Origin of the sequence: Pantoea sp. At-9b (assembly GCF_000175935.2) — a bacterium.
GTDB lineage: Bacteria > Pseudomonadota > Gammaproteobacteria > Enterobacterales > Enterobacteriaceae > Pantoea.
In genome coordinates, this window is record NC_014837.1 from 4,026,413 (window position 1) to 4,050,748 (window position 24,336).

Annotated in this window: 21 protein-coding genes; 10 read left to right on the plus strand and 11 right to left on the minus strand. The window is 55.7% G+C overall.

All coding sequences use genetic code 11. The features are described 5' to 3' along the window. Nucleotides 1–89: 89 nt before the first annotated feature. The gene (nudE, locus tag PAT9B_RS18640) at nucleotides 90–656 is read right to left on the minus strand and encodes an ADP compounds hydrolase NudE (protein WP_013510821.1); all 567 of its coding nucleotides are present in this window, start codon (nucleotides 654–656) and stop codon (nucleotides 90–92) included. 405 nt (nucleotides 657–1,061) lie between these two features. Here nudE and PAT9B_RS18645 point away from each other — a divergent pair, with 405 nt between their 5' ends. From PAT9B_RS18645 to pckA, 5 genes are all read left to right on the plus strand, one after another. After that, nucleotides 1,062–3,203 carry an intracellular growth attenuator family protein gene (locus tag PAT9B_RS18645; RefSeq protein ID WP_013510822.1) on the plus strand — a complete coding sequence of 714 codons (2,142 nt, stop codon included), beginning with the start codon at nucleotides 1,062–1,064 and terminating at the stop codon, nucleotides 3,201–3,203. A 53-nt stretch (nucleotides 3,204–3,256) separates the two neighbouring features. Further along, nucleotides 3,257–3,925 (plus strand): GMP/IMP nucleotidase, encoded by a 669-nt coding sequence (gene yrfG, locus PAT9B_RS18650; RefSeq protein WP_013510823.1) that lies wholly within the window; start codon nucleotides 3,257–3,259, stop codon nucleotides 3,923–3,925. Nucleotides 3,926–3,938: 13 nt separating this feature from the next. Next, nucleotides 3,939–4,340, plus strand: a complete 402-nt coding sequence (hslR, locus tag PAT9B_RS18655; protein WP_013510824.1) for a ribosome-associated heat shock protein Hsp15 — start codon at nucleotides 3,939–3,941, stop codon at nucleotides 4,338–4,340. A 25-nt stretch (nucleotides 4,341–4,365) separates the two neighbouring features. Continuing rightward, nucleotides 4,366–5,232, plus strand: coding sequence for an Hsp33 family molecular chaperone HslO (gene hslO / locus PAT9B_RS18660; protein WP_013510825.1), 867 nt, complete (start codon nucleotides 4,366–4,368; stop codon nucleotides 5,230–5,232). 259 nt (nucleotides 5,233–5,491) lie between these two features. Next, complete coding sequence (gene pckA / locus PAT9B_RS18665; protein ID WP_013510826.1) at nucleotides 5,492–7,114, plus strand: phosphoenolpyruvate carboxykinase (ATP); 1,623 nt, start codon at nucleotides 5,492–5,494, stop codon at nucleotides 7,112–7,114. 82 nt (nucleotides 7,115–7,196) lie between these two features. Here pckA and envZ read toward each other — a convergent pair whose 3' ends face one another. Further along, nucleotides 7,197–8,555, minus strand: a complete 1,359-nt coding sequence (gene envZ, locus PAT9B_RS18670; RefSeq protein ID WP_013510827.1) for a two-component system sensor histidine kinase EnvZ — start codon at nucleotides 8,553–8,555, stop codon at nucleotides 7,197–7,199. Further along, on the minus strand, nucleotides 8,552–9,271 hold the full coding sequence (gene ompR, locus PAT9B_RS18675) for a two-component system response regulator OmpR (protein WP_001157751.1): 720 nt from the start codon (nucleotides 9,269–9,271) through the stop codon (nucleotides 8,552–8,554). Before ompR ends, envZ begins: the two co-directional genes overlap by 4 nt. A 492-nt stretch (nucleotides 9,272–9,763) precedes the next feature. On the opposite strand from ompR, the gene yjbE reads away from it, so the two are divergent. Continuing rightward, nucleotides 9,764–10,009 carry an exopolysaccharide production protein YjbE gene (gene yjbE / locus PAT9B_RS18680; RefSeq protein WP_013510828.1) on the plus strand — a complete coding sequence of 82 codons (246 nt, stop codon included), beginning with the start codon at nucleotides 9,764–9,766 and terminating at the stop codon, nucleotides 10,007–10,009. A 117-nt stretch (nucleotides 10,010–10,126) separates the two neighbouring features. Here the strand turns inward: yjbE and greB are convergent, their stop codons facing one another. After that, nucleotides 10,127–10,630 carry a transcription elongation factor GreB gene (greB, locus tag PAT9B_RS18685; RefSeq protein WP_013510829.1) on the minus strand — a complete coding sequence of 168 codons (504 nt, stop codon included), beginning with the start codon at nucleotides 10,628–10,630 and terminating at the stop codon, nucleotides 10,127–10,129. 207 nt (nucleotides 10,631–10,837) lie between these two features. Here greB and PAT9B_RS18690 point away from each other — a divergent pair, with 207 nt between their 5' ends. Further along, nucleotides 10,838–13,168: a Tex family protein gene (locus tag PAT9B_RS18690; RefSeq protein WP_041526015.1), complete on the plus strand. Its 2,331-nt coding sequence runs from the start codon at nucleotides 10,838–10,840 to the stop codon at nucleotides 13,166–13,168. 126 nt (nucleotides 13,169–13,294) lie between these two features. Then, complete coding sequence (locus PAT9B_RS18695; RefSeq protein WP_013510831.1) at nucleotides 13,295–14,983, plus strand: alpha-amylase family glycosyl hydrolase; 1,689 nt, start codon at nucleotides 13,295–13,297, stop codon at nucleotides 14,981–14,983. Here the strand turns inward: PAT9B_RS18695 and PAT9B_RS18700 are convergent, their stop codons facing one another. Both PAT9B_RS18700 and bioH read right to left on the minus strand, forming a co-directional pair. Next, nucleotides 14,984–15,253: a DUF1471 domain-containing protein gene (locus PAT9B_RS18700; RefSeq protein ID WP_013510832.1), complete on the minus strand. Its 270-nt coding sequence runs from the start codon at nucleotides 15,251–15,253 to the stop codon at nucleotides 14,984–14,986. It lies immediately after the preceding gene. Nucleotides 15,254–15,367: 114 nt separating this feature from the next. Beyond that, nucleotides 15,368–16,144, minus strand: coding sequence for a pimeloyl-ACP methyl ester esterase BioH (bioH, locus tag PAT9B_RS18705; RefSeq protein WP_013510833.1), 777 nt, complete (start codon nucleotides 16,142–16,144; stop codon nucleotides 15,368–15,370). Between the two features lie 34 nt (nucleotides 16,145–16,178). On the opposite strand from bioH, the gene gntX reads away from it, so the two are divergent. Then, the gene (gntX, locus tag PAT9B_RS18710; RefSeq protein WP_013510834.1) at nucleotides 16,179–16,856 is read left to right on the plus strand and encodes a DNA utilization protein GntX; all 678 of its coding nucleotides are present in this window, start codon (nucleotides 16,179–16,181) and stop codon (nucleotides 16,854–16,856) included. Nucleotides 16,857–16,914: 58 nt separating this feature from the next. Further along, complete coding sequence (gene nfuA, locus PAT9B_RS18715) at nucleotides 16,915–17,490, plus strand: Fe-S biogenesis protein NfuA (RefSeq protein ID WP_013510835.1); 576 nt, start codon at nucleotides 16,915–16,917, stop codon at nucleotides 17,488–17,490. A gap of 39 nt (nucleotides 17,491–17,529) precedes the next feature. Here the strand turns inward: nfuA and malQ are convergent, their stop codons facing one another. The 5 genes from malQ to glpE all read right to left on the minus strand — a co-directional run bounded on the left by malQ (nucleotide 17,530) and on the right by glpE (nucleotide 24,135). Further along, nucleotides 17,530–19,590 (minus strand): 4-alpha-glucanotransferase, encoded by a 2,061-nt coding sequence (gene malQ, locus PAT9B_RS18720; protein WP_013510836.1) that lies wholly within the window; start codon nucleotides 19,588–19,590, stop codon nucleotides 17,530–17,532. Next, nucleotides 19,587–21,992 carry a maltodextrin phosphorylase gene (malP, locus tag PAT9B_RS18725; RefSeq protein ID WP_013510837.1) on the minus strand — a complete coding sequence of 802 codons (2,406 nt, stop codon included), beginning with the start codon at nucleotides 21,990–21,992 and terminating at the stop codon, nucleotides 19,587–19,589. The genes malQ and malP overlap by 4 nt, the downstream gene beginning before the upstream one ends. A gap of 148 nt (nucleotides 21,993–22,140) precedes the next feature. Next, the gene (locus PAT9B_RS18730; protein ID WP_013510838.1) at nucleotides 22,141–22,899 is read right to left on the minus strand and encodes a DeoR/GlpR family transcriptional regulator; all 759 of its coding nucleotides are present in this window, start codon (nucleotides 22,897–22,899) and stop codon (nucleotides 22,141–22,143) included. A 48-nt stretch (nucleotides 22,900–22,947) separates the two neighbouring features. Beyond that, complete coding sequence (gene glpG / locus PAT9B_RS18735) at nucleotides 22,948–23,775, minus strand: rhomboid family intramembrane serine protease GlpG (protein ID WP_041526016.1); 828 nt, start codon at nucleotides 23,773–23,775, stop codon at nucleotides 22,948–22,950. A 33-nt stretch (nucleotides 23,776–23,808) separates the two neighbouring features. Beyond that, nucleotides 23,809–24,135, minus strand: coding sequence for a thiosulfate sulfurtransferase GlpE (gene glpE, locus PAT9B_RS18740; RefSeq protein ID WP_041525862.1), 327 nt, complete (start codon nucleotides 24,133–24,135; stop codon nucleotides 23,809–23,811). Nucleotides 24,136–24,336: the final 201 nt, after the last annotated feature.

The following is a 24,336-nucleotide window of genomic DNA, read 5'->3' on the forward strand; positions in this document are numbered from 1 at the left end:
TCAAAAAAGCCGGCACAGGTTGCCGGCTTTTTTATGGACATCGAATAAAACTGGCGCGATAAATCGCGCCGCTACAGATGACACCTTCATCAATAGGTCAGACGTCCCTGCTTCACCAGCCACTCGCGCACCAGAAACAGCGCGCTGACGTTGCGGGCTTCACGAAAATCGGGTTCATCAAGTAACGCCAGCAGATTGTTCAACGGCCAACGGCGTACAATCAGCGGCTCCGGCTCGTCGCCTTCCAGCTTCTCTTCATACAACCCTTCCGCCACCACGATATTCATCTTGCTGGAGAAATAAGAGGGAGCCATCGTCAGCTTACCAAGCGCTTCCAGTTTCGTGGCACCGAAACCCGCTTCTTCCTTTAGCTCACGGTCCGCCGCTTCAAACGCGTTTTCTCCGGGATCGATTAATCCCTTGGGGAAGCCCAGTTCATAGCTTTCCAACCCGACGGCATATTCCTGAATCAGAATCACATCATCACCAAGAATGGGTACAATCATTACCGCTTCACGTTCGGACGGTTTCATACGTTCATAAACCCGCTTCGCACCATTACTGAAAGCGAGATCGACAGCTTCAATAGTAAATAACCGGGAACGAGCCACCGTCTCGATGTTGAGGATGTCAGGTTTTTTCTGTGGAGTTTTCATATCAGCCTCAAACTTTGCACGACCTTGTGATGCGATAATGCCAGCATCGGCACAGCATACCGAAGCCAGAACAATTGTGCGACAAACAGCACAGGTAAACTATGCTGTCATATATTTGCTAACCGGTACTAACAACATATTGTTATTTCTGCATTAAAATTCTCACAATAAGTCAATGATAAGAGGGGAAATTCAGAAAATACCGATATTTAATTGAGTGGAGTCCCGATAACATTCCTGTAAGGAATAATCTAATAATTTCTAATTCAATGATTTTGCGCGTTATTTTATCTGACATTTCACTTGTCAGAATGACATCAGCTCGCCAAAATTGACCTGTATTGATCATTCATCGGGAGCAGATCGTTAACGTGAAGGCAGTTTTTTGGCTGAACTGAGCAGAGCATGAGCACAATTATCATTATTTTGGCCATTGTGATGGCTTGCTCCATGCTCGCGGGCATAGGTTATTGGTACGCTATGCGGCATCGTCCGCCGTTGGCGAAACCTCTGCCGTTCATTAATCCGCCCTACCGTAAACTCACCGATGAAGAACGTGTGGCCGTGGAAAGATACATTGCGGCCCTCGGCAAACAGCGCCAGCAACCTGGCACCCGCGCGGGTAAAAAACAGCAGGAGTCAGAAGGTCTGACGCTGACCGCACAAAGCAATAACGTCTACCCCGTCACCCGCGCCATCACCCGCTATGGTCTATCGACCGATGATCCACAGAAATGGCGTTATTATCTGGATGCCGTCGAAGTGCATCTGCCGCCGCTGTGGGAACAGTACATTGCCGATGAAAACTACGTCGAACTGATCCGCACGCAAACCATGCCGCTGGTCATTTCACTCAATGGTCATTCCCTGGTGAATTACGTGGTGGAGCAGCCCGCGCTCCCGCCGCTGGTGCGGTCCATGTCGACCAACGCCTCGATTCGCAAAGAAGAGAGCGAAAACGTTGAGTTGCTGCGCGTGCGCAAAGAGACACTTGAAGAATACCGATTGTCACGTCCCGACGGCACCCGCGAAGCCGCCACCATCTGTTTTGCCTTTTTGTTGTTCTTCCTCAGTCTGGTGGTGCCCGGCAGCATGATGATTTGGATGGCCCTGCTCGCCAGCGCGATGATCGCCGTCAGCCTGTGGTTCCTGTACCGCTTCCCCGGTGAAAATGGTCTGCGTGAAGTGCACTGCCTGCGCGGCGCACCGAAACGCTGGGGCTTGTTTGGTGAGTCAAATCAGGAGCAGAGCAACATCTCGCTGGGCATTATCGATTTGGTCTATCCGTCACACTGGCAGCCCTATGTGGCGCACGATTTAGGCCAGGTCACGGATGTCGATATTTACCTGAACCGCCAGGTGGTCCGTCAGGGACGTTTTTTGTCGTTACAGGATGAGGTGCGTAACTTCCCGGTACAGCGTTGGCGTAAGAATCTGGTACTGGCCTGCGGCTCGTTACTGGTGCTGGTGATGCTGGTCAGTTGGATACCCCTCAGCATGCCGATCAAACTCAGCCTTGCCTGGGTCAAAGGCACCGAAAGCCTGGAAGTGAATAGCGTCGATAAACTCAATGCCATGCCGCTGCATATTGGCGATAGCCTGAAGGTCAGCGGCACCGGTATGTGTTCCGTACCCGGTAATTATCAAAGCAATCGCAGCTATGCCTTTATGCCGTTCGACTGCTCCGCCATCTACTGGAATAACGCGACACCGCTGCCACAACCGCAATCCGATATTATTGATAAAGCTGCCGCGCTGCTCGACACCACGACACGTCAGCTACATCCTGAAACCAACACCGATCCGAAACTCAATCCACAACTCGCCTCCGCTATTCAGAAGTCGGGCATGATTCTGCTGGACGATTTCTCCGATCTGGTGCTGAAAACCCAGGATCTGTGCAGCCAGCAGCAGGATTGTGTGCGCCTGAAAAATGCGCTGGTCAATCTCGGTAATGCGAAAGATTGGGACACCCTGATCCATCGTGCAGATTCCGGCCGCCTGAATGGCATGAACGTGTTATTGCGTCCGGTCAGCGCCGAAGCACTGGAAAACCTCGTCAACACCGCGACGTCGACCTTCTTCTCGCGTGAAACACGTCGCGCAGCGGAGAACCTGAACAGCCCGCCGCCGGGCGGTTTTCTCATCATTAGCGATGAAGGCCGCCAGTTGGTCAATCAGCCACAGCCGTCCGTCCCTTTGTTTGATTTAGATGCGCCATCACAATGGCGTGAACTGCAACATATGTCCGGTATGCTGCTGCATACGCCCTTCACTGCCAGCGGCATCATTACCAGCATCACCACTGACGCCAATGGCACGCGTCATATCGCACTGCACAATGAACCGGATGCGCTGGCGCAGTGGCGTTATCTCGGCACGGCATTGTTGATGGTGGTATTGGCGGGATGCGCAGTGATTAATGGGCTGTTGGCGTTACGCCGTGTCCATCGCAATCGCCTGCGAATGGCCGAGATTCAGCAATACTACGACAAATGTTTTAACCACAATCTCAGCACCATGCAGAGCGTGCGCTCGCTGTTCTGAGCCTTTCCCTTCTGTGCTACCCTGTCGCCCTGTTTTCAGGGCGGGGGAAAAACATGCAAGTCACGCTTAACTGGGCCGGGATCGATACGGTGTTGCTGGACATGGACGGCACCTTGCTCGATCTCGCTTTTGATCGCCACTTCTGGCTGGAGCATGTCCCGGAAACCCTGAGTCGCGAGCGGGCCATCACACTGGCCGACGCGCATCAGCTGATCCGGGAAAAGTATCACGCCGTTGCGCATACGCTAAACTGGTACTGTCTGGATTACTGGTCACAGGAACTGGCATTGGATATCCGCGCCATGACCTTTGCACAGCGCGATCGCGCAACGATGCGCGAGGATACGCTGCCGTTTTTGCAGGCGCTGCGTGCGGCGGGTAAACGCACCATTCTGCTGACCAATGCCCATCCTTACAATCTGGACGTCAAACTGGCGCAGACCGGATTGGCTGCCCACCTTGATTTATTACTTTCTACCCATACCTTTGGGTATCCGAAAGAGGACCAGCGTCTCTGGCAAGCGGTACAGCAACAAACCGGCTTCAACAATGCGCGCACGCTGTTTATTGATGACAGCGAACCGATTCTTGATGCCGCTACGCACTGGGGCATCGGTTGGTGTTTAGGCGTCAGCAATCCGGATTCTGGCCGCCCGGACCAATCTTTCAGCCGCCATCCGGCGGTGCGGGATTATCGGGAGCTACTGGAAACGCTGGGTTAAATCAGGAGCCGCAATGAAAGAGAAAAACAGCGAAGGCGTGCGCCTCGACAAATGGCTGTGGGCGGCGCGTTTTTACAAAACCCGAGCCATCGCCCGCGAGATGATTGAAGGCGGCAAGGTGCATTACAACGGCCAGCGCAGCAAGCCAAGCAAGCTGGTGGAACTGGAAGCAGAACTGACGCTACGTCAGGGCAATGATGAACGCACCGTCATCATCACCGCCATCAGCGAGCAGCGGCGTCCGGCTACTGAAGCACAGGGACTTTATGCTGAAACGGCTGCCAGCATTGAGAAACGGGAAAAGCTGGCGCTGGCGCGCAAGATGAACGCGCTGAGTATGCCGCACCCGGATCGCCGCCCGGATAAGAAGGAGCGCCGCGATCTGATGAAATTTAAATTGTCGGGCGATGAATAACTCGCGCCCCAACGAGAGAAAACCTATGTCTGTTCAAGATCAACTGCATCGTTATCTGTTTGAAAATGTAGCCGTGCGCGGCGAGCTGGTGAATGTTTCCCAGACCTGGCGTGACATCGTGGAAAACCACGACTACGCCGAACCGGTGAAAACCCTGCTGGGTGAGCTGCTGGTGGCCACCAGCCTGCTGACCGCCACGCTGAAATTCGATGGCGATATCACCGTGCAGTTGCAAGGCGATGGCCCGCTGTCGCTGGCGGTGATCAACGGTAACAACCGCCAGGAGCTGCGCGGTGTGGCACGCGTGAAAGAAGAGATCGCGCCCGGCAGCAGTCTGAAGCAAATGGTTGGCAACGGCTATCTGGTGATCACCATCTCCCCGGAGAAAGGCGAGCGCTATCAGGGAGTGGTTGGGCTGGAAGCCGATACGCTGGCTGGTTGTCTGGAAGATTACTTTATGCGTTCTGAACAGCTGCCTACCCGCCTGTTTATTCGTACCAATGATAAAGGCGCGGCCGGGATCTTATTGCAGGTGCTGCCCGCTCAGGAACCGAATCTCGACGACTTTAATCACCTGGCGACCCTGACCGAAACCGTGAAAAGTGAAGAGTTGATTGAAATGGCTGCCACTGACGTGCTGTGGCGTCTGTACCACCAGGAAGAAGCCACGGTGTACGATCCCACGCCGGTCAGCTTCAAATGCACCTGTTCACGTGAGCGCTGTGGTGAAGTGCTGAAAACGCTGCCGGTTGAAGAAGTCGATGAAATCCTAGAAGAAGATGGTGAAATCGACATGCACTGCGATTACTGCGGCGCGCATTATGTTTACGATGCCGTCGATATCGCAGCCATCCGCAATACGCCAACAGGCAGTAGCGATCAGCTGCATTGATCATGAGAGGGCGGCCTCGCCGCCCTCTCACATCCCCTTCATTTTCAAAGAAATTACCTTCTTTTCCCTAACTTTAGTTTCATAAGTGGCAGATTAATCCACTTAACGCGCCCTGAGTCGCATTTCTGACTGACAAACCTTTCCCAGCCTCTCAACTGGAGTACACTGCGCGCGATCATCCTTCGCCCCTGAGCGGGCCGACCTGCAGGATCATCTTTCATAATTACAAATAGAACAGACCCCGATGAGGAGCATTCACATGCGCGTTAACGGCCTGACATCGCACGATCTCGCCACTTTGGGCATCAATGGCACCACAGACGTGGTGTACAACCCTGACTTCGACACCCTGTTTCAGGAAGAAACCCGCCCCGAACTGGAAGGTTATGCACGGGGCATCCTGACGCAAAGCGGGGCTATCGCTGTCGATACGGGTATCTTCACCGGACGTTCGCCAAAGGATAAGTACATCGTGCGTGATGACACCACGCGCGACACGCTGTGGTGGAACGACAGTGGCGAAGGCAAAAACGACAACCAACCGCTCTCCAGCGAAACCTGGCAGGCGCTCAAGCACTGCGTCACCACACAGCTGTCTGGCAAACGCCTGTTTGTGGTGGATGCATTCTGTGGTGCCAATCCGGATACGCGCCTCAGCGTGCGTTTTGTGATGGAAGTGGCGTGGCAGGCGCACTTTGTCAAAAACATGTTTATCCGCCCGAGTGACGCCGAACTGGCACAGTTCACACCGGATTTCGTGGTGATGAACGCCGCCCAATGCACCAACCCTGACTGGCAAGCCCAGGGGCTGCATTCAGAAAATTTCGTCGCCTTTAACCTGACTGAACGCATGCAGCTGATTGGCGGCACCTGGTATGGCGGCGAGATGAAAAAAGGTCTGTTTGCCATCATGAACTACCTGCTGCCGCTGAAAGGCATTGCGTCGATGCATTGCTCAGCCAACGTGGGTAAAAGCGGTGATGTGGCCGTGTTCTTTGGCCTTTCCGGCACCGGAAAAACCACGCTGTCGACCGATCCGGATCGTCAGTTGATCGGCGACGATGAACACGGCTGGGATGATGACGGGGTCTTCAATTTTGAGGGGGGTTGCTACGCAAAAACCATCAACCTGTCTGCCCAGGCCGAGCCGGAAATCTACAACGCGATTCGCCGTGATGCCCTGCTGGAAAACGTGGTGGTTCGCCGTGATGGTAGCGTCGATTATGCCGACGCCAGCAAAACGGAAAACACCCGCGTCTCTTATCCCATCGAGCACATCGAAAACATCGTGCGCCCGGTTTCCAAAGCGGGTCATGCAAAGCGGGTGATTTTCCTCACCGCCGATGCCTTCGGGGTGCTACCGCCGGTCTCACGTTTGACGCCGGAACAGACGCAATATCATTTCCTCTCCGGCTTTACCGCCAAGCTGGCCGGTACGGAACGCGGTGTAACCCAGCCGACACCGACCTTCTCCGCCTGCTTTGGGGCCGCGTTTCTCACCCTGCACCCAACGCAGTACGCCGAAGTGCTGGTGAAACGCATGGCAGCGGCGGGCGCGCAGGCGTATCTGGTGAATACGGGCTGGAATGGCAACGGCAAACGTATTTCGCTGAAAGACACGCGCGCGATTATCAACGCGATTCTGGCGGGTGAGCTGGATGAGGTGGAGACACAGACGCTGCCCATCTTTAACCTGCAAATGCCCACCAGCCTGGCGCAGGTGAATGACGCGGTGCTCGATCCACGCGCCAGCTGGAGCAGCGCGACAGCATGGCAGGCAGCGGCACAGGATTTGGCGCAGCGTTTTATCAACAACTTTGAGAAATACACCGACAACGCAGCCGGGGCCGCATTGGTACAGGCCGGGCCGCAACTGCCGTAACACACACCATCCTGTAGCGGCGCGATTTATCGCGCACGTTGACAACAAAAGTCAAAGGCGCGCGATGAATCGCGCCGCTACGTCAGACGTTATGATTGCTGTTGACCAGCGCGGTTCCGGTTCCCGGTACGGGCAGCCAGGCGCGAATGCGCAAGCCACCACGCTCGCTGACACCGATCTCCAGCGAACCTTCATGGGCATCGATAATACGTTGCACAATCGCCAGCCCCAGACCGGTGCCGCTGGTGCTGCGCGCGCTGTCGCCGCGCACAAAGGGCTGGAACAGATGCTGTAGCTGTTCCGGCTTAATCCCCGGACCGTCATCCTCCACCTGGAACCAGGCGCGATTCAGTTCCTGACCACTGCTGACCTTAATCCAGCCATTGCCATAGCGTGCCGCATTCACCACCAGATTCGCCACCGCACGTTTAATCGACAGCGGATTGATATCCAGCATCAGCTCTTCTGGCATCACCGCGTTCTCAATCTCACGCTCGTAGCCGCTTTCCGCTGCAACCACCTCACCCAGCACGCTATTCAAATCGGCACGCTCGGTCTGCATCTCCTGCCCGGTGCGCAGATAGTCGATAAACTGCTCGATAATCGCGTTGCACTCCTCGATATCTTTGTTAATCGACTCCGCCAGATAGCCATCTTCCTCGCTCATCATCTCAGTTGCGAGACGAATACGCGTCAACGGGGTGCGCAGATCGTGGCTGACACCGGCCATCAACAGGGTGCGGTCATCGGCTAATTGCTTCACGCCCGCTGCCATCTGGTTAAAGGCGCGCGTCACCGAACGAACTTCCGATGCGCCGTACTCGCGCAACGGCGGTGGAATGATGCCTTTCCCTACCTGCAAGGCCGCATGTTCGAGGTCAACCAAGGGTCGGTTCTGAATCCGGATAAACAGCCAGGCCCCGCCGATCGCCAACAGCATAATCGCCAGCGTGTAACGGAACAGCGGTGAAAAATCGCCCTGGTGAATTTCGGTCAACGGCACGCGTACCCAGATATCGGGTGACAGCCAGGTTTTCAGCCACACCACCGGGGAGTTTTTATTCACCTCAACCCGCACATCGGTTGGCCCGCCAAGCTGCTGCGCCATCTGCTCGCTAAGGAACTCGTAGTGTTGTGCCCAGCGCAACCCACTCTCTTCTGCGGCCGCATTGGTATACAGCGAAATGCCCAGTTCACGATAGATTTCACGCCGGAAGGCCGGTGGCACCTCCAGCTGCGTACCATCTTCCAGTTGCAGGCGGTCGGTCATCAGCATACGCACTTCATAAGCGAGGACTTTGTTGAACTGCTGCAAGCTGGGAAGAATGGCGAAATTGAGCACCACCAGATAGGTCGTTACCAGGCTGACGAACAGCAAGGTAACGATCAATAACAGGGTGCGGGCAAACGAACTGCGAGGTGAGAAGCGCAATCGCCTCATGCTTTACTGCCGTCCGGAACAAAGACGTAGCCAAGACCCCAAACGGTCTGAATGTAACGCGGGTGTGCCGGATCTTCTTCTACCATGCGACGCAGACGGGAAATCTGCACGTCGATAGAACGCTCCATCGCACTGTATTCACGACCACGGGCCAGGTTCATCAGCTTATCGCGGGACAGCGGTTCGCGCGGATGGCTGACCAGCGCTTTCAGCACGGCGAATTCCCCACTGGTGAGCGGCATCGGCTCATCTTCACGGAACATTTCACGCGTACCGAGGTTCAGCTTGAATTTACCAAACGCAATCACCGCTTCTTCCTGTGACGGTGCACCTGGCAGTTCATTCGCCTGACGACGCAGCACCGCACGGATACGCGCCAACAGTTCACGCGGGTTGAACGGCTTCGGAATGTAATCGTCAGCGCCGATTTCCAGCCCCACGATACGGTCCACTTCTTCCCCTTTTGCGGTGACCATAATGATCGGCATCGGGTTGCTTTGGCTACGCAGGCGGCGGCAGATTGACAGGCCATCTTCGCCCGGCAGCATCAGGTCAAGGACCATCAGATGGAAAGATTCTCGGGTTAACAGACGATCCATTTGCTCGGCGTTGGCAACGCTGCGCACCTGAAAGCCCTGTTCGGTGAGATAGCGTTCGAGCAACGCGCGCAAACGCATATCATCATCGACGACCAGAATTTTGTAGTTCTCTTGCATGTTCAACTCCCAAAGGCGCCATTGCCTGAGCCAATATTGTTAAAAAAAGATGCCTTACAGTGACAGTCATTAATGGTTTATATTCTAGCCGAAATTGTTACAAAGCATATTAAACAGCAGCTTATCTTTAATTTCGCCGCTTAATTGTGGCGCATTTCGCGCTTTTTGCCCATCCGATCAATATGTTTGCGGGATATCTGAAAAATCGGCGCATTTTATTGTTGCTGCTGGCTCTGCCGCGCTGACGGTCCTTTTTCTGCTTATTCATGTTGAGAATATCCCAGCGAACCTGACCGGGAAGCATAAAATGTGGCATGGGTTGATGCTACTGCCCTTCCGCTCTCGGAGGAATCCCACCCTGCCGATGAAATAAGGACCACCGTAAAATAAAGCAATAAAAATCAGCCACTAACACCCACTTCCCTCTCCCGACACGATCTCCGACACTGCTTCCATAGCGGGTGAAATTGCGTTCGTGTGGAGAGACAGAAAATGAAAAAAATCGCTGTTCTGCTGAGCATCTTGATCCTGACGGGCCTCACCCAGGCGAAGGCCGCAACGGCCGTCGGTGAAGCCGCCGGTAACCAGGCTTCCTCGCGTGCAAAAGGCACCTCAGAAGCCGTCGGGGTTGGCGTCGTTGCCGCATTACTGGGGGTGGCGTTAGCCACCGCAGGCGGTGGAGGTAATGGCACCAACACCTCGACCTCAACCACCACCAACACAAAACCCGTTAAATAATGACTTTCTGGCGCGGCCGGAACGCCGCGCCTTCTCGGTTGTTGACCAGTCCTGTTGTTTACCAGCCCTTTCGCCACCGGAGAATAAGTGTCACCCCAAGCTTTCTTACAAAAGCTATTATTCTCCGCCTCTTTTTTCTGCCGCGTCTTGCACGTACTCAATACGGTTCACAAACCACAGCTTTTGTCCTTCCGGGGTATTCACCGTCACTTCGTCATCCACTTCTTTTTTGATCAAAGCGCGCGCCATCGGCGAGTCAATTGAGATGTAATCCTTCACCTCGCCATAGATCTCATCCGGGCCGACAATACGAAAGCGTTTCACTTCGCCCTGTTCGTTCTCCACCTCAACCCAGGCACCAAAAAACACTTTCCCCTCCTGTTGCGGGGCGTAATCAACGATCTTCAGCTCCGCCAGGCATTTACGCAGATACCGTACCCGACGGTCGATTTGCCGCAACAGACGTTTGTTGTAGGTGTAGTCGGCATTTTCCGAGCGATCGCCCAGGCTCGCCGCCCAGGAAACAATTTTGGTGATTTCCGGACGCTTTTCGTTCCACAAATGATCGTGCTCAGCACGCAGTTTGTTATAGCCCTCACGGGTAATCAGTTGGGTTTTCATCGCGTCAACTCGTGGTACAGACTTGATTTAGCATAGTGGAGGCTAACAATATGCGACCCGCGCAACATCAGCAAGGTAAGCGCAATGTTCTGCGCGCTGCATTCAGAAAATGACGGATTCACCTGCCGCCGTATGGCAATTTGCAGCCTCAGCCCGTATAACTGTCCCCTGTTTCTTAACCCCGTGTAAGCAAGACAGTAACTGATGATGAAAGATTCGCTGAGCCAGATTATCGCAAGTGAGCTGAAGGCGCGTGACGAACAGGTTGACGCCGCCATCCGCCTGCTTGACGAAGGGAATACCGTGCCGTTTATCGCACGTTACCGTAAGGAAGTCACCGGCGGACTGGACGATACCCAGCTGCGCCAGTTGGAGAGCCGCCTTGGCTATCTGCGTGAGCTGGAGGAGCGCCGCCAGTCGATTCTGAAATCTATCGACGAACAGGGCAAACTCACCGCCGACCTCGCCAGCGCCATTAATGGCACCCTCAGCAAAACCGAGCTGGAAGACCTTTACCTGCCGTATAAACCGAAGCGCCGCACGCGGGGTCAGATCGCTATCGAAGCCGGTCTCGAACCACTGGCAGACACGCTGTGGCAGGACCCGTCGCACGACCCGGAGCAATTGGCTGCCGGTTATGTCGATGCCGACAAAGGCGTTGCCGATGTACGCGCCGCGCTGGATGGCGCACGCTATATCCTGATGGAGCGTTTTGCTGAAGACGCCACCTTGCTGGCAAAAGTGCGTGATTACCTGTGGAAAAACGCCCACCTGGTTTCCCGCGTGGTGGAAGGTAAAGAAGACGAAGGCGCGAAATTCCGCGACTATTTCGATCATCACGAAGCACTCAGCACCGTCCCGTCACATCGCGCACTGGCAATGTTCCGTGGCCGCAATGAAGGCGTGCTGCAATTATCGCTGAATGCCGATCCGCAATTTGACGAAGCACCGCGTGAAAGCCACGGCGAAACCCTGATTGCCAGCCATCTGAATTTGCGTCTGAATAACGCTCCGGCAGACAGCTGGCGTAAAGCGGTGGTGAGCTGGACCTGGCGTATCAAGGTGTTGCTGCATCTGGAAACCGAACTGATGGGCACCGTGCGCGAACGCGCTGAAGATGAAGCCATCAACGTGTTTGCGCGTAACCTGCACGACCTGCTGATGGCGGCTCCGGCGGGTATGCGTTCTACCATGGGCCTCGATCCCGGCCTGCGTACCGGCGTGAAGGTCGCGGTAGTGGATGCCACCGGCAAGCTGGTCGCGACCGATACCATCTATCCCCATACCGGGCAGGCCGCTAAAGCGGCGACCGCTGTCGCGGCGTTGTGTGCCAAACACCAGGTTGAACTGGTGGCCATTGGCAACGGCACCGCATCACGTGAGACTGAACGTTTCTTCCTCGATGTGCAGAAACAATATCCGCAGATCAAAGCGCAGAAAGTGATTGTCAGCGAAGCGGGTGCGTCGGTCTATTCTGCCTCAGAACTGGCGGCGCTGGAGTTCCCAGACCTCGACGTGTCACTGCGTGGTGCGGTTTCCATCGCGCGCCGTTTGCAGGACCCGCTGGCCGAGCTGGTGAAGATCGATCCGAAATCCATCGGCGTGGGCCAGTACCAGCATGACGTCAGCCAGAGCCAGTTAGCGAAGAAACTGGACGCGGTGGTGGAAGATTGCGTTAACGCCGTGGGTGTCGATCTCAACACCGCTTCAGTGGCGCTGCTGACCCGCGTGGCCGGTTTGACCCGTATGATGGCGCAGAACATCGTCAGCTGGCGTGATGAAAATGGTCGCTTCCAGAACCGTCAGCAGCTGCTGAAAGTCAGCCGTCTTGGTCCAAAAGCCTTTGAACAATGCGCGGGCTTCCTGCGTATTAACCACGGCGACAACCCGCTGGATGCCTCTACCGTTCACCCGGAAGCCTATCCGGTGGTTGAACGCATTCTGGCGGCAACCGAGCAGGCACTGGGCGAGCTGATGGGCAACCCGGGTAGCCTGCGCAACCTGAGTGCACGCGAGTTTACCGACGAGCGTTTTGGTCTGCCCACGGTTACCGACATCATCAAAGAACTGGAAAAACCAGGCCGTGATCCACGCCCTGAGTTCAAAACCGCGCAGTTTGCTGAAGGGGTGGAGACACTCAACGATCTGCTGCCGGGCATGATACTGGAAGGTGCAGTGACGAACGTCACCAACTTTGGTGCCTTTGTTGATATCGGTGTGCATCAGGATGGCCTGGTTCACATCTCCTCGCTGTCGGATAAATTTGTCGAAGATCCGCATCAGGTGGTGAAAGCCGGTGATATCGTCAAAGTTAAAGTGATGGAAGTCGATCTGCAACGTAAGCGTATTGCACTCACCATGCGTCTGGACGAACAGCCAGGCGAGAGCAATGCGCGCGGCGCGGGCAACCGTAGTGCCGGGAAGGAGTCGGCGCGCCCGGCTCAGGCGAATAAAGGCCGGGCCAAACCGGCCAGCCAGCCTGCCGGTAACAGCGCGATGGGTGATGCGCTGGCCGCGGCTTTCGGCAAAAAACGCTAACCTCCTGCCGTAACTTGCGCGGTGACTATCGGGTCGCCGCGCACATCAGGTTGATAAATCGCCCCTTCCAGCTACGCTGAAAAAATCCGTGTGAAAAAATGACCTTCCGCGTGGCACAGCGATCTGATGGATATTATCAACGCCTTACTTGATGAGATTTACGCAGGTACCTTCCCTGTGGCGGCTCGTGAGCGTCTGCTTTCCCACATACGTGCAGCACGGGATACCGTCAAAATCCCCCGTAAACCGCACTGGGATGAGAAGGATGTGGTGCTTATTACTTACGCCGACCAGTTGCGTGAGCCGGATGTGCCCACCCTTGCCACCTTCTCGCGCTTTTATCAGCAACACCTGCAAGGCACCTTTTCTCTGGTCCATCTGCTGCCGTTTTTTCCTTACTCCTCGGACGACGGCTTCTCGGTTATCGACTATCACCAGGTCAACCCGATTTGCGGCGAATGGCAACACGTGGCGGCATTGCATACCCATACGCGGCTGATGTTCGATTTTGTCTGTAACCACATGTCCGCACACAGTAGCTGGTTTCGCCACTTCCTGGCGCAGGACCCCGGCTGGGATGATTTCTTTATCAGCATGCCCCCCGCGACCGACCTTAGTGGCGTGACCCGCCCGCGCACCTCGCCGTTGCTGACGCCATTCGAAATGGCCGATGGTGCTACGCGTTTTATCTGGACCACCTTCAGCGCTGACCAAATCGATCTCAACTTCGCCAATCCGGAAGTGCTGATCCGCATGGTCAACGTGTTGCTCGATTATCTGAAGAAGGGTGCCGACTACGTGCGGCTTGATGCGGTGGGCTATATGTGGAAAACGCCGGGCACCAACTGCATCCATCTGCCGAAAACCCATCAACTGGTGAAGTTGTTTCGCGCGATTGCCAATGTGGTGGCACCGGGCACGGTGATCGTTACTGAGACTAACGTGCCACACAAAGACAACATCAGTTATTTTGGCAACGGCCATGACGAAGCACAGATGGTGTATCAGTTTTCGTTGCCGCCGCTGGTGCTGCATGCCATCCACTCCGGCTCAGGGCGCGCGCTGCGTCAATGGGCCAGTTCGCTCGATATTGGCAGCGGTGATACCACCTTCTTTAACTTTCTCGCCTCCCATGATGGCATTGGCCTCAATCCAGCGCGCGGCATTTTGTCGGAAGTGGAGATTGTGGCGCTGGTGCGTGACCTGGCGCTGGAGGGCGCGCTGGTTTCCTATAAAAACAACCCGGACGGCACCACCAGCCCGTATGAAATCAACGTCACTTATCTGGATGCACTAAATCGTCAGGATGATGATGACAATACGCGACTACGCCGTTTCCTGCTGGCTCACGCCATCCTGTTGGCTTTTCCCGGCGTGCCCGCCATCTATATTCAAAGCATCCTCGGTTCACGTAACGACAACGAAGGGGTACATGCCGCCGGACATAACCGCGCCATCAATCGGGAAAAGTTCAGCTTGCACGAAATGGAGCAGTTTCTCAGTGGTGGCAATGCGCTGCGCCAGCAAGTGTTTGAACGCCTCAGTGCGCTGATCCAGTTACGCACACGTCAGCCCGTTTTCCATCCCGACAACCCAATGACGTTGTTCGACAGCGATAACGCGTTGCTGGTGCTGCGCCGTTACAAACCTGACAGCCAGGAAGCGCTACTGTGCGTATTTAATCTCAGCGGACGTGAGATTGAGACGATGTTGCCGCAGGCACGGCAGTTTCACGATTTAATCAGTGGGGAGAATATTAATGGCAACCAGCCTGTGCGACTGGCTGCCTGGCAATTTATGTGGCTAAAAGGCTAATTATTTATACACATCCGCGACGGCACTGAACTTGCCATGTTCGCGGCCGGCAATTACCAGGAAATATTTCCCACCCTTTTCATCCGCCAGTTTTGACAACTCTTTTCTGGCATCCATCGGTGACGTGGTTTCTGCCGTGGTGGTCACCGTCCCAATTTTTTCCAGATTCATTTTCTGTACTTCTTCTTTGGTCACCTCTTTGGCTGCCAGTGCCGAAAAGGAAATCGCGCCCATCACCATCGCCGCCACAACCGTGTTGATAACTTTCATGTCATTACCCTCAGTTATTATTTGATTTGCAGAGATGTCGGCAGGACGTTGGTTTCAGAGGTAAAGCATTCCTGCCCACCCGGAAAGTATTGACCTTTCCGGGAGAATTGCCAGCTAGCGCGGCAGAGGGTCACTAAAGCTAAGAATATGCTGACAAAATGCATCGGGATGGGAAATAAACGGTGCATGGGCCGCTTTCTCCATCACCACCGAAGGCGAGTGCGGCCAACGCGCATCCAACTCGGCCGCGATACGACGAGGCACCAGGCCATCCAGATAACCATACAGGCGCAGGAAGGGTAGCTGGAGGTCATCCAGCGACGCGCGTAAATCGCAGTGGCGCAGCATCTCCAGACCGCCTTCCAGCACCGCAACTGACGGCATCGGCTGGGATAACACCACCTCTTTCAACTGACGTGCATCCTGACGCGCACTTTCCGTGCCCAGCGTCTGTAAAGCCAGAAAGCGCTCCACGGTACGTTGAAAATCGCTGCTTAACTGCTGCTGAAAGCCATGCAGCGTCTCCGGTTTGATGCCGGGCCATTCCGCACTGGCGGTGAAACACGGCGACGACGCCACACTGATCAACCCGCTGACGCGTTCCGGCACGCTGAGCGCCAATTGACTGGCGACCAGCCCCCCCAGCGACCAGCCTAAAAGCAGGCTGCGTTCGGGTAAATGCGCCACCAACTGTTGTGCCATTTCGGGCAGGGTCATCGCGGCAAAGCCTTGGCTTCGACCAAAACCGGGCAGGTCGACCAGGTGCAGGCGAAAGTGCGGGCTGAGTCGCAGAATGATGTTTTGCCACACTTCGGCATTCAATCCCCAGCCGTGCAGCAGCACAAGATCGCGATCGCCCGTGCCTGTGGTGTGCCACCAGATCGAACTCATAGGTTATTATCCAGAAAGTGAAAAGGAGGTCGCTATGCTACCAATCCCTGCCCTGTGTTGGCTATGCCGTTTGCCGCTGCGGCTGGCACAACACGGCCTGTGCAGCAGTTGTTTACGCCAGTTGCCACGAATACCCGAACGCTGTCCATGCTGTGGTCTGCCCGCCCGTGCCGATCGGGTCTGTGGGCGCTGCCTGCAACGACCGCCACCGTGGCAACAGCTCATCTGCGTCAGCGATTATCTTCCCCCACTCAGCCACTGGGTAAATCAGTTGAAGTTTTGCCGCGCGACCGCACTCAGGGTGATGTTGGCGCGGCTGCTTTTGCTAAAGTGGTTAGCGATGCGGCGACACTATGCGCTCCCCCGACCGGATATCATTCTCAGCGTTCCTTTGCACCAGTACCGCCACTGGCGGCGCGGTTACAACCAGGCGCAGCTGCTGGCGCAACCGCTGGCACACTGGTTAGGTTGTGCTTACGTGGAAGGCATCCGTCGTGTACGTCGGGCAGCGGTGCAGCATGAACTGAGCGCATCGGCGCGTAAAAAGAACTTGCGCGGCGCGTTTCGCCTTGAAATCCCGGTAACGGGACGCCATATCTTGCTTATCGACGATGTGGTGACCACCGGCAGTACGGTGGCAGAAATCAGCCGCATGTTGCAGGCCGCAGGCGCGGCCAGCGTACAGATTGGATGCCTGTGCCGTACCTTGTAGAGCGTCGGCGTTGGGCGTATTATAACCAACTAAATTAGTCAACTATTGAGCAATCGCCATGATCCGTATTACTGATGCTGCCCAAGAGCACTTCTCAAAACTTCTGTCAAAACAGGAAGATGGCACCCAAATCCGCGTATTCGTGATCAATCCGGGTACGCCTACCGCTGAGTGCGGTGTGTCCTACTGCCCACCCGATGCAGTAGAAGCCACTGATACCGAGCTGAAGTTTGAAAAGCTGTCAGCCTATGTTGACGAGCTGAGCGCCCCTTATCTGGAAGACGCGGAAATCGACTTTGTCACTGACAACCTCGGTTCTCAGCTGACGCTGAAAGCGCCAAACGCCAAAATGCGTAAAGTCTCTGACGATGCGCCGATGGTAGAACGCGTGGAATATCTGTTGCAGGCGCAGATCAACCCGCAGCTGGCAGGCCACGGTGGTCGCGTTTCACTGATGGAAATCACCGATGACGGCTACGCCATTCTGCAATTCGGCGGCGGCTGCAACGGTTGTTCGATGATTGACGTGACGCTGAAAGACGGTATCGAGAAAGAGCTGCTGGCGGCCTTCCCGGAACTGAAAGGCGTGCGCGATCTCACCGAACATCAGCGCGGCGAGCACTCCTACTACTGATTATCAACGCGCGGCAGCGACCCGACGCTGCCGCGCGTGTTATTTCCCCTGGCGCCCGGCACTTACCCCTTTTAACAACCGCTGCACCTCTTCCTCCGCAAACATTACCTCCAGCGTGACGCTGATCTTGCGACGCCAGTTAGGGTATTGCTCAACGGTTCCCGGTACATTGACCGGCGATGTCATGCCCAGCCAGTCTTCCGGTTGCAGGCCCAATAACGCGCTGTCAGTTGCCGCCAGGAAACGGTGAATCGCCAGATTAAGTGCTGGCGACATCGCTAACTTCGCCGCCTGCTTGCCGCTGCGTTTGGGTAACGCCCCCGCCTGATGTAAGGCGTCGAGCAGTGCCTGTTTCTGTGTTGCCCGTTGTTGCTGCAATGACTGCAACACGCTTTCACCGGGATACAGCCCGAGCTTATTGCCCAGCAGCAAATCTCCCGCATCCCAGAATCCGGCCAGCGTTGGCAGGTCGTGGGTACTGGCGCTGGCAATTGATTGACGGGGATACTCGTGCGGCAGGCGATAGCTTTCATCGCGGTTCTGTTCGAACCACAGCACCTTCCAGGAGAAAATACCGCTCTGGCGCAGCAGGCTGACAATCTCCTTCGGCACCGTACCCAGATCCTCGCCGATCACCATACAATGATGGCGCTGGCTCTCCAGCGCGAGTATCGCCAGCAGATCCTCTACCGGATAAGCCACATACGCGCCTTTATCCGCCGTTTCGCCATAAGGTATCCACCACAGCCGCAGCAACCCCATCACATGATCGATACGCAATGCACCACAATCGCGCATGTTGGCGCGCAGCAGATCGATAAACGGCTGGTAGCCGCGCGCGCGCATCACGTGGGGATCAAGCGGCGGCAGTGACCAGTTTTGCCCAAGCGGGCCGAGGCGGTCTGGTGGTGCACCGACGGAAGCACCTAACTTGTAGAGTTGTGGGTCCTGCCAGGTCTCCGCACTGCCCTGTGCCACACCCACCGCCAGATCGCGATACAACCCCACCGCCATGCCGAGCTGCTGGCTGCGCTGCCAACATTGCGCAAACTGCTGCTGCGCCAGCCACTGTAACCAACTCCAGAACTGGATCTCATCCTCATGCTGTGCACACCACTGCTGCACATCCGGTAAGTGCGCATTGCGCCAGCCCTCTGGCCAGCCAGTCCAGCCCCACGCCTGTTGATCGTCGGTTTGTCGTTGCGCCTGAATGCCGTCAAACGCCGCCTGATAGCGCAGATGATCGCCCCCTTCCACCACAAATTGCCGGAAGGCACTGTTTTGTTCCCCATGCTGACAAAATGCCTGCCAGGCGAGACGCAACGCGTGGATTTTCAACGCTGCGACTGCACTGTAATCCACCCACTCACTGGCGCGCGCGTTCTCCAGCTCCCGACGGGTTTTGGCGCTGTTCCACCAGCGTTGTGCTGCGCGACTTTGCTGGAAATCCTCCAGTTGGCTGACATCGATATACAGCACATTCAACCAGCGCCGCGAAGTGGGGCTATATGGGCTGGCCATCTCCGGTTGTGCCGGATAGAGCGCGTGCAGCGGATTGAGCCCCACAAAGTCACCACCGTGCGCGGCCACCTGCTCCAGCATCCGTGCCAGATCGCCGAAATCCCCCATCCCCCAGTTGTGTTCAGATCGCAGGGTATAGAGTTGCACCAGCGCGCCCCAACGCTTTTCACCTTGCTCCAACGGTGCGGGCAGGTAACAACGACGCGGCGCGAGGATGATGCGGGTTTGCCACTGCTGGCGACCTTTGCGCAAGATAAGCTGATGGTAGCCCTGCGGCAGCCGTGGTGGCAGCGCCAGCGCCTCGCCACCCTGCACGCTGCCGTGAAAATGCTTACCCTGCTCGGAGATCAGCTGCCAGTGGAATTCGCCACTGCCCTGTGGTGTCAACTGGCGCTTCACCCGCCCACAAAACACCTGCACCGGCGGCAGCGGCGGCGCTTTGCCCTCTGGCGTGTCCATCACCGCCAGCAGCGCTCGCTTAGTTTCATCACTGATGGTTTCCGGCTCGCCGTTGGCATTGATAAATCGCAGCGCGATACCGGCGGCTTGCGCGGCGTGATCCAGCTTGTTCAGCGTCATCTTTTCGCCTGCCAGATACGTTTCTGGTAATCACGGATGGAGCGATCGGAACTGAACATCCCGGTGCGCGCGGTATTGAGGATCGCCGCTTTGGTCCAGGCCTCCTGATCTTTCCACAACGCCTCCACCCGCTGCTGCGCCTCGACATAAGCATCGAAATCGGCCAGCACCAGCCAGGGATCGCCGTTTTTCGTCAGGCTATTGAGCAGCAGATCGAAGGCGTGTTTGTCGCCATCACTGAATTTGCCCTTCTCCAACTCTTTCAGCAGCCCGTCGAGGTGTTTATTGGCTTTGCGCAGCTTTTTCGGCTGATACCCTTCGGCTTTCAGCGCCTTCACTTCATCGACGGTGTGACCAAAGATAAAGATATTCTCCTCACCCACTTCCGCCGCAATCTCCACGTTGGCACCGTCCAGCGTACCGATGGTAAGCGCACCATTCAGCGCCAGCTTCATATTGCCGGTGCCGGAGGCTTCATAACCCGCGGTGGAAATCTGTTCGGAGAGATCGGCCGCCGGGATCATCAGTTCAGCGGCGGTAATGCGGTAGTCAGGAATAAATACCACCTTCAGTTTGTCGCCCACTTTCGGGTCGTTGTTGACCACCTCGGCCACCTTGTTGATGGCATAGATAATGTTTTTCGCCAGGTAATAACCCGGTGCGGCTTTCGCGCCAAACAAGAACACACGCGGCACAAAGTCGGGATTGTTCGGGTCGTCACGCAGCTGACGGTAACAATGGAGAATGTGCAACAAGCTGAGGTGCTGACGTTTGTATTCGTGCAGGCGCTTGATCTGCACGTCAAATAACGCTTCGGGGTTGACCTGAATGCCAGTGACCTGGTGGATATACTCCGTCAGCTGTTGTTTGTTGGCCTGTTTGATTTTACGGTACTTCTGACGGAAGGCTTTTTTAGCGGCAAACGGCTCCAGCGCCTTCAAGGCCTCCAGGTTGTTCGCCCACTCCACCTGCAATGTCTCGTCAAGCAGCGCCGATAGCCGCGGGTTGCACTGCTGAAGCCAGCGGCGCGGGGTGATGCCGTTGGTGACGTTATGGAATTTCTTCGGCCACAACTGGTGATATTCCGGGAACAGATCTTTCACCACCAGCTCGGAGTGCAGCGCGGCAACACCGTTGACGGCAAATCCGCTCACCACGCACAAGTTGGCCATCCGTACCTGCCCCTCCGCCACTACAGCCAGTTTCTGCCACACCGCCTCATCATCCGGCCACTGCTGTTGCACTCGCTTTTTCAGACGACGGTTGATCTCACGGATGATCTGCATATGGCGCGGCAACAAACTACGCACCAGCCGCTCGTCCCAGCGCTCCAGTGCTTCCGGCATCAGCGTGTGATTGGTATAGGCAAAGACGCGGCTGGTAATGTGCCAGGCGTCATCCCAACTCAGTTGATGTTCGTCCAGTAGCAGGCGCAACATCTCAGGAATCGCAATGGTTGGATGGGTGTCATTCAGTTGGATGACTTCGAAGTCCGGCAGATCATGTACCGAACGTCCAGCCAGATGATGCCGCCGCAGAATGTCGCCTACCGCGCAGGCACACTGAAAATATTGCTGCATCAGGCGCAGGCGTTTACCTTCCTGATGGTTATCGTTGGGATAGAGCACTTTGGTCAGTTTCGCCGCCTCAATCCCCGGTTGCTCAGACTGGAGAAATTTACCGTCATTAAACAGCGTCAGGTCAAACGGGTGCTCGCTGGTTGCTTTCCACAGTCGCAGCGGTATCGTCACGCCATTGCGATACCCCACCACCGGCAGATCCCAGGCTTCCCCTTTTAACCAGAAAGCGGGCTGCCAGTACTCGCCGCCGTTGTCGGTTTTCTCGACTTTACCGCCGATACCGACCTGCACATCTTGCGCTGCGTTGTGGCGAAACCACGGATAACGGTCGCGCTGCCAGTCATCTGGCGCTTCTTTTTGCTGGCCATCATCAAACGACTGACGAAACAGACCATATTGATAATTCAGGCCATGCCCCATCGCCGCCTGCCCCACGGTGGCCATTGAATCCATATAACAGGCGGCTAAACGGCCCAACCCACCGTTACCGAGCGCCGGATCGACCTCTTCTTCCAGTAACTCGCTTAACGAAACCTGATAAGTCGCCAGCGCGTCCTGCACCGCCTGATACCATCCGAGATTCATCAGGTTATTGCCGGTCAGACGGCCAATCAAAAACTCCATCGACAGGTAATTAACGTGCCGCTGGCCTTTGCGTGGCGTCAGGGGGGGTTGTGTCGCCAACAGCTCTGCCAGCGCAGCGCTCAGCGCCTGCCACCATTGCTGCGGCGTCATTTGTTGTGCTGAAGAAAGACCAAGATATTGCCACTGGCGGGTAAGTGCGGCGTCAAAACGCGCTTTATTGAATTTTTGTTGCGACATATCAATCCCTTCCAAGTCCGGTAACGGTGAAGCGAAATTGGGGAGCGCATGGCCGGATGCTGGCCTGAATGGATAAGTAAAGACGGGTCAGGAGAAAAAAGCGACAGGAAAACAAGGCGGGAGAGAAAAAAACCCGCCTCAGGGTGATTTAGCAGAGTTCGAGCTGCACTTCGTGTTGCTCAATCACCTTCATCACGCTGGCAGGTGGCGTGAGGTCGGTGTACAGATAGTCGATCAGGCTCATGTTGCCCAAATTCACCATGGCGTTGCGGCCAAATTTGGAGTGATCTACCACCAGCATCACGCAACGCGAGTTTTCGATGATGGCGCGCTTGGTGCGAACTTCGTGGTAGTCAAACTCCAGCAGTGAACCATCCATATCGATACCGCTGATCCCCAGAATGCCGTAATCCAGGCGGAACTGGGAGATAAAATCGAGGGTAGCCTCCCCCATAATGCCGCCATCGCGGGTACGGACTTCGCCACCGGCAATGATGACGCGGAAATCCGGTTTCGCCATCAGCAGCATCGCGACATTCAGGTTGTTGGTGACGACTCGCAGATTGCTATGGTTCAGCAAGGCATGCGCCACCGCTTCTGGCGTAGTGCCGATATCGATAAACAATGTCGCTCCATCGGGGATCTGGCTGGCAACGCGCTCGGCAATGCGCGCTTTTTCTGCCGACCACATCATTTTTCGGTCCTGCCAGGCGGTGTTTTCCGAACTGGAGGGCAGCGCTGCACCGCCGTGATGACGCTGAATTTTGTTCTGATCGGCAAGGTCGTTCAGATCACGCCTGATGGTTTGTGGGCTGACTTCAAAGTGATCCACCAGCTCTTCCGTGCTGACATATCCCTGACGCCGGACCAGATCGATAATGGCGTCATGACGTTGCGTCTGCTTCACATCTCTCTCCTGTTCACGGCTTGATGCCGCGTTTTTCTTCTTCTGGTATTAACGGCGCACCACTTTCTTACGCGTATCGACGAACGCCATCGCTAACCCGACCAGCAGCCCGGTCACGTGTGCCGCATTGGCAATCGACAGGCCAAATGCGCCGTACCAGCCAATAATCAACCACACAATAGCGAACCCCATCAAACCGCGCTCGAGATAAATACCACTTTCGGGATCGCGCTCGCCTCGCAGCCAGCAATATCCCATCAGCGCATACACCACACCAGACAAACCGCCAAACAGCACGCCACTAAATTTGGCCTGCATCCAGCCGGTGAGAAGCGCGGAAATGAGCATGATCACAAACAATTTCCCGCTACCGAGACGCTTTTCTACCGCCCCGCCGAGATACCACCACCACATCAGGTTGAACAAAATATGCAGCAGGGAGAAATGCAGCAGTGCATGGCTGAACCAGCGCCACACCTGGAAATATTGTTGCGGGCCATCGGGCCAGCCCAACCAGCCGAGCATGGTTTCATCACCGACCACCTGCATCAGGATAAACACCGCAACACAGGCCATCATCATGGTCATCGTGAGCGGGCCTGCGCGTTCACGAATGTTCGCCCAGATATTGCTGCGCTCATAACGTAACCCACTTTCCGTGCTGCCGGTGTGCCAGCTGGCGGCCTGATAACGTGGATGGTTGGGATCACGCACGAACTGCGCGAGTTCGTTTTCGACCATATCCAGTTTGCTTTCGTCTTCCAGCAGAATGACAAAATGGCTTTCGCGTTCAATCGTTAACCTGACGCCACGCGTCGCCATATAGTCCACAAACGCCTGCGCCATGCGTGGATTATTGAACTGGGTAATGCGCATCATGCGGTGCTCTCCATACCTTTATCTAAAGGCTCACATCGTACCCGTGGTCACCTGAGCCGGGAAGGCCGCACGCCAGGCATCAAATCCCCCATCAATACTGTAGGCCGCGCTAAACCCTTGTCCCAGCAGGAACTGCGCGGCACCTTTGCTGCTATTACCGTGGTAGCACATGACCAGCACAGGCAAGTCATGATTGGCCTGGCTGATAAAATCGGCGAGGTTGTCATTCGACAGGTGCTGAGCGCCTGCGGCATGGCCCAGAGAGAAGCTTTGCGGATCGCGGATGTCCACCAGCTGCGCACCTTTTGCCAGATGCTCCTGAGCCTGCAGGACGTTAATACATTCGAAGGTTTCCATGGTTTCTCTCATCACATCGTCACAATTAACGCCTAGTTTACCCTGAGTTGCGAGCGCCATAACCTGATAAAGCATGTGGGTTTGTGTTTTTTTTCCTGCCGGAATGTTAGCTGTATCACGCAAAGATGTTTTTATTAGGTTAACCGCTGGCATCAATGTTGGTTTCCGATTATTATTATGCTCGAAAACGAACATTTAGGA

What these genes read in the sequence shown, in the direction of transcription:
- nudE (WP_013510821.1), bottom strand. Translation starts at nt 656, where the DNA reads ATGAAAACTCCACAGAAAAAACCTGACATCCTCAACATCGAGACGGTG.
- PAT9B_RS18645 (WP_013510822.1), top strand. Translation starts at nt 1,062, where the DNA reads ATGAGCACAATTATCATTATTTTGGCCATTGTGATGGCTTGCTCCATG.
- yrfG (WP_013510823.1), top strand. Translation starts at nt 3,257, where the DNA reads ATGCAAGTCACGCTTAACTGGGCCGGGATCGATACGGTGTTGCTGGAC.
- hslR (WP_013510824.1), top strand. Translation starts at nt 3,939, where the DNA reads ATGAAAGAGAAAAACAGCGAAGGCGTGCGCCTCGACAAATGGCTGTGG.
- hslO (WP_013510825.1), top strand. Translation starts at nt 4,366, where the DNA reads ATGTCTGTTCAAGATCAACTGCATCGTTATCTGTTTGAAAATGTAGCC.
- pckA (WP_013510826.1), top strand. Translation starts at nt 5,492, where the DNA reads ATGCGCGTTAACGGCCTGACATCGCACGATCTCGCCACTTTGGGCATC.
- envZ (WP_013510827.1), bottom strand. Translation starts at nt 8,555, where the DNA reads ATGAGGCGATTGCGCTTCTCACCTCGCAGTTCGTTTGCCCGCACCCTG.
- ompR (WP_001157751.1), bottom strand. Translation starts at nt 9,271, where the DNA reads ATGCAAGAGAACTACAAAATTCTGGTCGTCGATGATGATATGCGTTTG.
- yjbE (WP_013510828.1), top strand. Translation starts at nt 9,764, where the DNA reads ATGAAAAAAATCGCTGTTCTGCTGAGCATCTTGATCCTGACGGGCCTC.
- greB (WP_013510829.1), bottom strand. Translation starts at nt 10,630, where the DNA reads ATGAAAACCCAACTGATTACCCGTGAGGGCTATAACAAACTGCGTGCT.
- PAT9B_RS18690 (WP_041526015.1), top strand. Translation starts at nt 10,838, where the DNA reads ATGAAAGATTCGCTGAGCCAGATTATCGCAAGTGAGCTGAAGGCGCGT.
- PAT9B_RS18695 (WP_013510831.1), top strand. Translation starts at nt 13,295, where the DNA reads ATGGATATTATCAACGCCTTACTTGATGAGATTTACGCAGGTACCTTC.
- PAT9B_RS18700 (WP_013510832.1), bottom strand. Translation starts at nt 15,253, where the DNA reads ATGAAAGTTATCAACACGGTTGTGGCGGCGATGGTGATGGGCGCGATT.
- bioH (WP_013510833.1), bottom strand. Translation starts at nt 16,144, where the DNA reads ATGAGTTCGATCTGGTGGCACACCACAGGCACGGGCGATCGCGATCTT.
- gntX (WP_013510834.1), top strand. Translation starts at nt 16,179, where the DNA reads ATGCTACCAATCCCTGCCCTGTGTTGGCTATGCCGTTTGCCGCTGCGG.
- nfuA (WP_013510835.1), top strand. Translation starts at nt 16,915, where the DNA reads ATGATCCGTATTACTGATGCTGCCCAAGAGCACTTCTCAAAACTTCTG.
- malQ (WP_013510836.1), bottom strand. Translation starts at nt 19,590, where the DNA reads ATGACGCTGAACAAGCTGGATCACGCCGCGCAAGCCGCCGGTATCGCG.
- malP (WP_013510837.1), bottom strand. Translation starts at nt 21,992, where the DNA reads ATGTCGCAACAAAAATTCAATAAAGCGCGTTTTGACGCCGCACTTACC.
- glpG (WP_041526016.1), bottom strand. Translation starts at nt 23,775, where the DNA reads ATGCGCATTACCCAGTTCAATAATCCACGCATGGCGCAGGCGTTTGTG.
- glpE (WP_041525862.1), bottom strand. Translation starts at nt 24,135, where the DNA reads ATGGAAACCTTCGAATGTATTAACGTCCTGCAGGCTCAGGAGCATCTG.